Consider the following 9,918-nt stretch of genomic DNA (forward strand, 5'->3'; position numbering starts at 1 on the left):
CAGCGTGGTGCGGATTGAATCCGCGGTATCGTGGGCAGGGAGCCGCGCCTCGTAATCCTGGGCGAGATAGCCGAGATTGCTGACGATCTTCTCGTAGCAATAGGCAAGCGAGCGCGGCATCTGGACATTGAGGGTCAGGAAGTCGGCGATGTTCATCGCCCGGTATTCGCCGTCATAGGCCCAGCTATAGGCGCGATGCGCCGAGACCGAGCGCAGGATCGATTCCCACTGCACATTGTCGAGAGAAGAACCAACTGATGAAACCGAGGGCAGCAGCACGTAATATTTCACGTCGAGGATGCGGCTGGTATTGTCGGCCCGCTCGATGAAGGTGCCGATGCGGGCAAAATTATAGAGCTCGTTACGCAGCGTCGAGCCGTGGAAGGCGCCGCGGATGAGGCCGGCGCGGCGCTTGATGACGTCGATCACCTCTGGCATTTCGGCCGCCTTGACGCGCTTTTCGAGCAGCGACTTCAGGTCGATCCAGCATTCGTTGGTCGCTTCCCAGGTCTCCCGCGTCAGCGCCGTGCGCACCATGCGGGCATTGTTGCGGCCGGAATCGATGCAAGACATGACGCTCGACGGATTGGTGCGATCGCGCAGGAGATAATCGATCGCGTCGGCGTTGGTCAGCTTGTTGTGGCCTTCGTCATAAGCCTCGCGCACGCCCGCACTTTGCAGCACGCCATCCCAATTGTCATCGCCAGTGCTGCTGCGGGTCAGCGACATGCGCAACCCGGCATCGATCAGGCGGGCTATATTTTCGGCGCGCTCGATGTAACGAAACATCCAGTAGAGGCCGTTTGCTGTTCTTCCGAGCATCAGTCCTCCAATACCCAAGTGTCTTTGGTGCCGCCGCCCTGGCTGGAATTGACCACCAGCGAGCCCTGCTTCAGCGCCACGCGGGTGAGCCCGCCCGGAATGATCTGTACCTTGTCGGATACAAGCACATAGGGGCGAAGGTCGACATGGCGCGGCGCGATGCCCTTGTTGACGAGGATCGGCACGGTGGAGAGCGACAGCGTTGGCTGGGCGATGTAATTGTTCGGCTTGGCTTTCAGCTTCTCAGCGAAATCGGCGCGCTCCTTCTTCGATGCCGTCGGGCCGACCAGCATGCCGTAGCCGCCGGAGCCGTGCACCTCCTTGACGACGAGGTCTTCCAGGTGTTCCAGCACATATTTCAGGCTGTCAGCTTCCGAGCAGCGCCAGGTCGGCACGTTTTCGAGCAGCGCCTTGCGGCCGGTATAGAATTCGACGATCTCGGGCATATAGGAATAGATCGCCTTGTCGTCGCAAATGCCGGTGCCCGGCGCATTGGCGATGGTGATGTTGCCGGAGCGGTAAACATCCATGATGCCGGGAATGCCGAGCGCGGAATCGGACCGGAAGGTCAGGGGATCGAGGAAGTCGTCGTCGACGCGGCGGTAGAGCACGTCGATCGCTTCGTAACCGCGTGTCGTCCTCATCTTCACCTTGCCGTCGATGACGCGCAGATCCGCGCCCTCGACCAGCTCGACGCCCATCATGTCGGCGAGGAACGAATGCTCGTAATAGGCGGAATTGTAGATGCCCGGCGTCAGCACGGCGACACGCGGTTTGCCCTTGCAGCCGGGAGGCGCCAGCGAGGCGAGGCTTTGACGCAGCAGATAGGGATAATCCTCGACACGCTGCACCTTGTTCTCGTGAAAGAGCTCAGGGAACATCTGCATCATGGTTTCCCGGTTTTCCAGCATGTAGCTGACGCCGGAGGGTGTGCGGGCATTATCCTCCAGCACGTAAAACTGGTCTTCGCCGGTGCGCACGATGTCGGTGCCGACGATGTGGGTATAGACGCCGCCGGGCGGCCGGAAGCCGATCATTTCGGGGATGAAGGTGACGTTGTTCTCGATCAGTTCACGCGGAACGCGGCCGGCGCGGATGATCTCCTGCTTATGGTAGATATCGTCGAGAAAGGCGTTAAGCGCGATCACCCGCTGCTCGATGCCTTGGGCGAGCTTGCGCCATTCGCGTGCGGAGATGATGCGGGGAATGATGTCGAAGGGGATGAGTTTTTCGGAACTGTCGGCATGGCCGTAGACTGCGAAGGTGATGCCGGTCTTCCGGAAGATGTTTTCCGCATCGCGGGATTTGGCAATCAGATGCGCCCGGTCTTGGCTGTTGTACCACTCGAAGTATTTGTCGTAAGGCGGGCGAGGGCTTTCGTCCCCGGTAATCATTTCATCAAATGCCAAAAGCGCGGCTCCCCTTTTTCTTCATTTGAATACAACGCAAATGGCAATGCAAGAACCATGCGCAGTTCGGGAAAAGATTTTGCGCTGCGGGAAACGGGTGAAAATCTGGGCATTTAAAGTGATGCGCTGCGGCATGGCGGATATTCATCCAAGGTGTCTGCGCAAAATCTGAGCATGTGACCGCTTTTCGTTCGGCCTACTGCATAATTTCACACTTAAATCGACTCCGCTTTAAGGGTGAAATTATGCAGCAATCAAAGTGCTACAACGTCCTTTGCGCCTCTCGAAGAGACGCGCGGCGTTGTAGGCGGTCGAATATGGTCATGCGCGGGTAACAGCTGGCGACCGCCACTGGTGACCACTGCCATCAGCGAAATTTCAGATAAGCATCAACGCTTCGCCTTTGACGGCGACGGCTGGGTGGGGCTATCAGCACGGCAACCTCTTCTCTCCCGAGCCGCTCCATGTCCCTCGATCGCCTAGCCCCCGCCGTCTTCGTCCTGCTCTGGTCCACGGGCTGGGTGGTGGCGAAATACGCCTCGCTGCATTCCGAACCCTTCACCTTTCTTTCGATACGCTACGCGCTGTCGGCGGCGGCCTTCTTGGCGCTCTGCCTTGTGGTGCAGGCGCAATGGCCGAGCCGGGGGACGGCGCTGCGCGCCGTCTATTCCGGCTTCTTCCTGCATGGTTTCTATCTCGCCGGTCTCTGGTGGGCGATCGCCAATGGCGTGCCGGCCGGCATATCGGGCATCATCGCGGCGCTGCAGCCGCTGTTGACGGCGATCGCCGCTCCCTTCCTCATCGGCGAGCGGCTGCAGCAGGCTCAGAAACTCGGCCTTGCCCTCGGCTTCATCGGCATTGCCATCGCCATTTCGCCGAAGCTGCTCGATCCGGCGACCGCCGACCTCACGCATGCCGCCCTGCCGCTGGCGATCAACCTCGTCGCCATGGCGTCCGTCACCTACGGCACGCTCTATCAGAAGAAACACCTGCAATCCGGCGACCTCAGAACCATCGCGACTTTGCAATATATCGGCGCGCTGATCCTCACCCTGCCGCTTTCGCTGATCTTCGAGCATCAGCATTTCGACGGCGCTGCGCAGGCCTATGGCGCGCTGGCCTGGTCGGTCTTCGGCCTGTCGATGGGCGGCGTCGGACTGCTGCTCTATCTGATCCGCCGGGGTCAGGTGTCACGCGCCGCCTCGCTGATGTACCTGATGCCGCCGGCGGTTGCTCTCGAAGCCTTCATCGCCTTCGGGGAACCGCTGACCCTGCCGCTGATCGTCGGCACCGTGGTCGTCGTGACAGGCGTCTATCTCACGAACCGCAAGGCGTTCAGCGAGCAAAGGCCTGCGGAGGCGTGATAATAAAAAGGCCGGAGATATCCCCGGCCTTTCTGCTTTTCAATCGTTCGGCGATCAGGCGCGTTCGCGGCGCTGGCCGCCACCGCTGCGGGAGCCGGAGCCACCGCGACGGTTGCCACTGTTGCCGTCGCGGCGCGGTTCGCCGGCCTGGGCCTGCTGCGGGCCGCGGTCCTCGCCATGCTTGCGGGCCGGGCGGCCGTGGGCATGGCGGCTGTTGCCGCGGTGATGACCGCTCGGCTCACCGTTGGCATGGGCGCCGTGATGGGCCGGACGCTGCGGCTTTGCAGAGGCGCGGAAATCGGAGGTCGAGGCCAGATCGTTGTCGGGGCCGAGATCCGGGGTCGCTTCACCGCGGCGCTGACCGCGGAAGTCCTCGTTGCGGCTGGTCGGGCGCTCCGGACGCGGACGACGCTCCTCGCCGCTGGCGCGGACTTCGCTGCCTTCACCTTCGCGGCGCGGGCGGCGTTCCTGACGGCTGCCGCGATGCTCGGAGCGGTTCTGGTCGCCACGGCCTTCGCCACGACCCTGGCCTTCGCGACCCTGGCCGCCATTGCGATTGCGGTTGTTGCCGTTGCCGTTGGCGCGACGGGGTCCGCCGCTGACGTTTGCCGGCGCTTCGCCGCTTGCGACAGTGATGTCGATGCCCATCAGGCGTTCGATATCACGCAGCAGTTTGGCTTCGTCAGGGGCGCAGAAGGCGATGGCGATACCGTCGCGACCGGCACGCGCCGTACGGCCGATGCGATGGACATAGGCGTCAGGCACTTCAGGCAGGTCGTAGTTGTAGACGTGGCTGACGGCCGGAATGTCGATGCCGCGGGCGGCGACGTCGGTGGCGATCAGCGTCTTGATGCTGCCGTCGCGGAAGGCCTTCAGCGCCCGCTCGCGCTGACCCTGGCTCTTGTTGCCGTGGATCGAGGCGACGGAATAGCCGATGTTTTCGAGATGCTTCATCAGCTTCTCGGCACCGTGCTTGGTGCGCAGGAAGACCATGGCGCGGCCATCGGGGTTTTCGGTCAGCGACTTGCGGAGCAGCTCCGTCTTGTCGTTCTTGCCGGCGACGAAATGAACGTACTGCTCGACCTTGTCGGCAGCCTTACCTGGAGGCGTGACTTCGACCTTGACGGGATCGACGAGATATTCGCCGGCGAGATCGGCAATCGCCTTCGGCATGGTGGCCGAGAAGAGCATGGTCTGGCGCTTTTTCGGCACCATCTTGGCGATCTTGCGAAGATCATGCACGAAGCCGAGGTCGAGCATCTGATCGGCTTCGTCGAGCACGAGATAGCGAACCGCAGTCAGCGTGATCGCGCGGCGATTGATGAGGTCGAGCAGGCGGCCGGGCGTGGCGACGAGAATGTCGGTGCCCTTTTCAAGCTGAAGCTGCTGCTTGTTGATCGAGACGCCGCCGACGACGACATTGATGCGCAGCGACGACTTGCGGATGAACTTCTTCAGGCTCTCGGCGATCTGGTTCACCAGTTCGCGGGTCGGCGCAAGGATCAGCGTGCGCGTCGTGCGGTTGTCGGGGCGCCGTTCGTCGGCAAGCAGCTTTTCGATCAGCGGCAGGCCGAAAGCAGCCGTCTTGCCAGTGCCGGTCTGGGCAAGGCCGATCAGGTCGCGGCCTTCAAGGAGGAGAGGAATGGCATGTTCCTGGATCGGCGTCGGCGTTTCGATGCCGAGCTGGAACAAAGTAGCGACGATCGGCTTGGAGACACCAAGCGATTCAAAATTAGTCAAGGTATAACCTTTCGGGGCGCCACAATGACTATCGCCGGAACGCACCATGCGATCCGGTTTCATTCTGGCGTCAAGAACCCCGCGTGAAGTGGGAACTTGTGAGTTGGAAAAAGCTTTCCAGCGCTTCTGGCCGCTCATGGGAGTGCGGCGCTCTATCGAAATGCGCTTTTGTCCCTTCTTCCTGCATCTGTATTTTTCAGCAGGGGCACGCTCACGCGGCGGCCGGAAGGGTGAAAGCTGACCCGCATTTGGGCTAGTTCGCGTGGAAAGTCAAGTGCGGTGCACAAGAAAGCCTCAGCCTTGGTCAGGTGAGGGCATGACGAGGACGAAGCTTTGCGATGCGGTTTCTGCGCCGTTGACGAGGATGGCGATGCGATGTTCGCCTGGATAATAGCGCCGCGTCGTGATCGGCCGCATGGCGTGGCGACGCTCAATTGTATGGCTTTGCCCCGGAGCGAGCATTATCGCCTTGCACTTGAAGACCTTGGGTGAGAGCGAACCGTCGCTCTTCACATGGTGAACGGCGTAGTCGATCATCAGCGACTGCGCTCGCTCGCCTGCATTCGTCACGCGGATTTCGAAATCCAGCCCTTCGCCGAACATCACCTCGGCGTTTACGAGCCGCAGTTCGCACTCGAGCGAATCGCTGGCGGCGAAGCCGAAATTGGCGAGCGCCTGTGCGTGGCCGTTCTTCAGCAGCGTGCGCGAGGCATGTTTCAGCAGCCACCGGCGTTCGGGCGAAGCGCCTTCGATATGACTGGCGATGAAGGCGGCGACCAGATCCGGATGGTCCTTGGCGACGTCGTTCAGGCTGTTGGCCACGGAGCGGCGCACATAATCCTCCGGATCATCCATCAGCGCGATCAAGATGGGCAGGATTGGCGCCGGATCCTTGACGAGCTGCGGCAGGCGCATCGCCCAGGGCAGGCGCGGCCGGGTTCCCTCGCTCGCCAGCCGGCGCACATGCTGGTCGGGATCGTCGACCCAGCCGGAAATGATCGCCAGCGCGCGCTGCTGGTCGCGGTGGATAAAGGGGCGGATGCCGAATTCGGCGGTGAAATGCGGCGTCAGCGCCTTCAGGAGATCGAGGCCGAGATCGAAATGATCAAGGCCGCGTGCGGCGATGAACTGATTGACCGGCAGCAGCATCCAGCCGGAGAGCCCCGGCCTGCCGGCGGCGGGCAGGCTGGCCTTGAGAATAGCTGCGGCCTCCCGGAAATCACCGGGAAGCGTGGCAAACAGCGCGTCGCGGATCAGGGCGGAGCGCTCCATGAGCTCCAGCGCTCCGAGGCCGTCGGTCGCCAACATCACGAAGCGGTTTCTGTCGAAGATCGGCGCGTTGGCGGCAATGCGATCGGCCATATCGGCGACCAATGTTTCATGCAGCAAGTTCTTGAGCGGTTCCGGCATGCTGGTCCTTCCTCTTTATGCGACCGCCGCATGCCGGCCGCATGCTCGGCCGCATGAGGGCAGCATGGTCTGCGAAACATCTGGCGATTTGCAATCGGAGAATAGAGTGATCGCACCCACTCGAGCAATCGTGTGCAGATAGTGGGGGTGTGCGCGTGGCGCGAGCTTTAGCGTATCGGTGCCGTCGATTTCCTTGGAATGAGGGTTGGGGCCGAGATCCGAATACGCTCGTCGCCAGGACTGTTGTCACCGGCAAGAAGATCAAGGGCGTTTGATGCAATTTGCTCGAACGGCACCCGCAACGTCGTCAGCGGCGTGGGGAGGTGGCTGACAATCGGAATGTCGTTATAGCCTACGATCGAGATGTCCTGCGGCACGGAAAGGCCAAGTTTCGTCAGTCCCGACAAGGCGCCGATGGCAGTATTGTCGTTGACGGCGAAAACAGCGGTTGGGCGCGGACTAAGATGCATCAGGGTTTCGACGGCTACCGCACCGGACTCGATGCCGAATGTCGAGGGAATGATGTATGAGGGGTCTGCCTTCAATCCAGCTTCTTCCAGGGCGTGGCGGAAACCCTCCACTCGGCCCCGCGAACTGGAGGCATAGGATGGACCGGCAATAACGCCAATTCTGCGATGGCCGAGATCGAGGAGGTGGCGGGCCGCGAGGTACCCGCCGAGCCTGTCGTCGCCGACCGACGAGAGGCTGTGGCCATCCGTCCGGAGCGCCAGGACATAGGGAATACCGCGTTTTGCCAGCTCGTCCGGAAAGTCATCGTCTTCCCGCGCTGTCGAAAGAATCAGACCATCGACACCGCGCTTCAGCAGAGACTCGGCCGCAAGCCGGTCTGCCTTTGGCTTGTCGTCGGTCGTTGCGACAATCGCGAAGCGGCCACTACGGCTGCAGGCCTTGGCCAGTGCTTCGTAAAGCATGGCCATGACCGTATCCGTCAACCTGGGCACGATCACCCCGATTGTCATTGTGTTGCCGCGCCTAAGGCTCGCTGCGGAAACGTCCCGAACGTATCCCAGCTCTTCGGCAACCTTGCGCACGCGACGCGCGGTCTCGCTGTCGGAGCGGGGAAGCCTTTCGTCGAGAATGCGGGACACGGTAGACTTGGAGACACCGGCTGCGGCAGCGACGCCGTGAATAGTGACGCGGGTCTGTCCCGGAACTTCATCCGTCTTTGAATTCATTGAGCCTTTTCCATTCGAGTCGGCAATCGGCCGCCGCCATTCTCAGAATGCACCAAAAAAGATATTGACTCCAGAGAATTCGAGAACGATAGTGGGAACGTTCCCGTAAACGATCCTATAGCGGTCGCGAGCAAACCGCGATTGCACGAAGGAGGAGACCAATATGCAGCCGATGGATATGCGCGGGCTGAGCCCGGCCCCCGTTACCGCTTTCACCCGCGACGGTGAAGTTGATCACAAAGCCAACGCCAAGCTCGCCAAATGGCTGGTCTCGATGGAAGGCGTCAAAAGCCTCGTCATCCTCGGCCATGCCGGCGAGGGCACTTTCCTCACGGAAGAGGAGCGCCTCGCTCTCATCCGCACCTATGTTGAAGCGGTCGACGGTGCCGTTCCGATCATTGCCGGGATTACCGGTGAAGGCACGAAGGTCGCTGCTGAAGAGGCCAGGAAATGCAAGGCTGCCGGTGCCACCGGCGCACTCGTCTATCCGAACCACGGCTGGCTGCGTTTCGGCTTTCAGAAGGGAGCGCCTCAGGATCGCTACAAGGCAATCTGGCAGGAGTCTGGCCTCCAGTGCATCCTGTTCCAATATCCCGACGCCACCAAGGCATCATACGATCTCGATACGCAGCTTGCGATTGCCACACAGGAAGGCGTCGTCGCCACCAAGAACGGCGTGCGCAATATGAAGCGCTGGTATGTCGAAATTCCGGAGCTGAAGAAAGCCAATCCAAAGCTGCAGGTTCTGAGCTGCCATGATGAATGGCTGCTGCCAACCATGTTCGATGTCGACGGTCTGCTCGTCGGTTATGGCAATATCGCGCCCGAGCTGCTGATCGACCTGATCAAAGCTGGCAAGGCGCAGGACTATCCGGAAGCGCGCAAGATCTTCGAGCGCCTTCTTCCGGTGACGCGTGCCGTCTATCATCGCGGCTCTCATATGGAAGGCACCGTGGCCCTGAAACTCGGCCTCGTGCACCGCGGTATCCTTGACCACGCTACGATCCGCGAGCCGCTGAAGAACCTTGGCGAAAAGGCCGAAGCAGAGATCTTTGCTGCCTTCGACGCCGCCGGTATTGGCCGCGTTGGCCAGATGCTGGCTGCCGAGTGACCTCTTTGACGCCCCTGCGCAGGTCGCGGGGGCGCATTTCGAAAGGAGGAGGAAACCATGGAAACCGCCGAGGCAGACTTGAACGTCTTTGAAGGCCATTGCTCCGACAGGACGAACTGACGCGCAGTAGCAATCATCAAGCAGGAGCGCCCCTGGCCGGGAGAGTGGTAGGCCACGGGGCGAGAAGGAGGAACCAATGAATGTCATGCAGCCTATGCCGGCTGAGACGGCGAATGCCGCTGATCATCAGGCCGAAATCAGCGCTCGTCTGGAGCGCCTTCCCATCACCCGCGAGGTATTCTGGGCGCGCAATATTGTCGGCGCCGCAACGTTCTTCGACGGCTACACGGTCATCGCCATCGCTTATGCCATGCCCGTCCTTGTTCGCGAGTGGGGCCTGACGCCCTCACAGACCGGCATGATCCTGTCGATGGGCTATCTGGGACAGTTGATCGGTGCGATCCTGTTTGGCTGGCTCGCCGAGAAGATCGGCCGGCTGAAAGTTCTCCTATTCACCATCCTGCTCTTCGTCAGCATGGATGTCGCATGCCTGTTTGCTGCCGGGGCCGGCATGATGATGGCCTTCCGTTTCGTCCAGGGGATCGGCACCGGCGGCGAGGTTCCGGTCGCCAGCGCCTATATCAATGAGTTGATCGGATCAAAGGGGCGCGGCAAGTTCTTCCTCCTCTATGAGGTCATGTTCCTGCTGGGCCTCGTCGGCGCCGGGCTGATCGGCTACTTCATGGTACCGGTTTACGGCTGGAAGGCGATGTTCGTCGTCGGTCTCGTTCCCGCAATCATCATGGTTCCTCTGCGCTGGTTCCTAAAGGAATCACCGCGTTGGCTAGCTGCCAACGGCCGCTATG

At 61.2% G+C, this 9,918-nt stretch carries 7 protein-coding genes and 1 pseudogene; 3 read left to right on the top strand and 5 right to left on the bottom strand.

Translation table 11 applies throughout. The annotated features are described in order from the left end of the window. A partial coding sequence (locus FY112_RS05800) for an alpha-E domain-containing protein (RefSeq protein ID WP_151517945.1) occupies positions 1-822 on the bottom strand: 822 nt, incomplete at its 3' end. Beyond that, a complete protein-coding gene (locus tag FY112_RS05805; RefSeq protein ID WP_017961596.1) occupies positions 822-2,231 on the bottom strand; it encodes a circularly permuted type 2 ATP-grasp protein in 1,410 nt (469 codons plus the stop codon). The genes FY112_RS05800 and FY112_RS05805, both read right to left, overlap by 1 nt. A gap of 464 nt (positions 2,232-2,695) precedes the next feature. Here FY112_RS05805 and FY112_RS05810 point away from each other — a divergent pair, with 464 nt between their 5' ends. Next, complete coding sequence (locus FY112_RS05810; protein WP_131719268.1) at positions 2,696-3,595, top strand: DMT family transporter; 900 nt, start codon at positions 2,696-2,698, stop codon at positions 3,593-3,595. Between the two features lie 54 nt (positions 3,596-3,649). Here FY112_RS05810 and FY112_RS05815 read toward each other — a convergent pair whose 3' ends face one another. From FY112_RS05815 to FY112_RS05825, 3 genes are all read right to left on the bottom strand, one after another. Then, positions 3,650-5,383 (bottom strand): DEAD/DEAH box helicase, encoded by a 1,734-nt coding sequence (locus FY112_RS05815; protein WP_017961594.1) that lies wholly within the window; start codon positions 5,381-5,383, stop codon positions 3,650-3,652. Between the two features lie 246 nt (positions 5,384-5,629). Continuing rightward, positions 5,630-6,745 carry a DNA alkylation repair protein gene (locus FY112_RS05820; protein ID WP_151517946.1) on the bottom strand — a complete coding sequence of 372 codons (1,116 nt, stop codon included), beginning with the start codon at positions 6,743-6,745 and terminating at the stop codon, positions 5,630-5,632. Positions 6,746-6,912: 167 nt separating this feature from the next. Further along, positions 6,913-7,941 (bottom strand): LacI family DNA-binding transcriptional regulator, encoded by a 1,029-nt coding sequence (locus FY112_RS05825; RefSeq protein ID WP_017961592.1) that lies wholly within the window; start codon positions 7,939-7,941, stop codon positions 6,913-6,915. Positions 7,942-8,104: 163 nt separating this feature from the next. Here FY112_RS05825 and FY112_RS05830 point away from each other — a divergent pair, with 163 nt between their 5' ends. Both FY112_RS05830 and FY112_RS37435 read left to right on the top strand, forming a co-directional pair. Then, the gene (locus FY112_RS05830; RefSeq protein WP_017961591.1) at positions 8,105-9,052 is read left to right on the top strand and encodes a dihydrodipicolinate synthase family protein; all 948 of its coding nucleotides are present in this window, start codon (positions 8,105-8,107) and stop codon (positions 9,050-9,052) included. A 256-nt stretch (positions 9,053-9,308) separates the two neighbouring features. Beyond that, positions 9,309-9,918 (top strand): annotated as a pseudogene (locus FY112_RS37435) (MFS transporter); the annotation flags it as partial.

The sequence above is a fragment of the Rhizobium sp. PEPV16 genome, assembly GCF_008919455.1.
GTDB classification, from domain to species: domain Bacteria; phylum Pseudomonadota; class Alphaproteobacteria; order Rhizobiales; family Rhizobiaceae; genus Rhizobium; species Rhizobium leguminosarum_Q.

Bases quoted from the DNA above. Each gene is read 5' to 3' on its own strand.
- FY112_RS05810 (WP_131719268.1), top strand. From the start codon at position 2,696: ATGTCCCTCGATCGCCTAGCCCCCGCCGTCTTCGTCCTGCTCTGGTCC.
- FY112_RS05815 (WP_017961594.1), bottom strand. From the start codon at position 5,383: ATGGTGCGTTCCGGCGATAGTCATTGTGGCGCCCCGAAAGGTTATACC.
- FY112_RS05820 (WP_151517946.1), bottom strand. From the start codon at position 6,745: ATGCCGGAACCGCTCAAGAACTTGCTGCATGAAACATTGGTCGCCGAT.
- FY112_RS05825 (WP_017961592.1), bottom strand. From the start codon at position 7,941: ATGAATTCAAAGACGGATGAAGTTCCGGGACAGACCCGCGTCACTATT.
- FY112_RS05830 (WP_017961591.1), top strand. From the start codon at position 8,105: ATGCAGCCGATGGATATGCGCGGGCTGAGCCCGGCCCCCGTTACCGCT.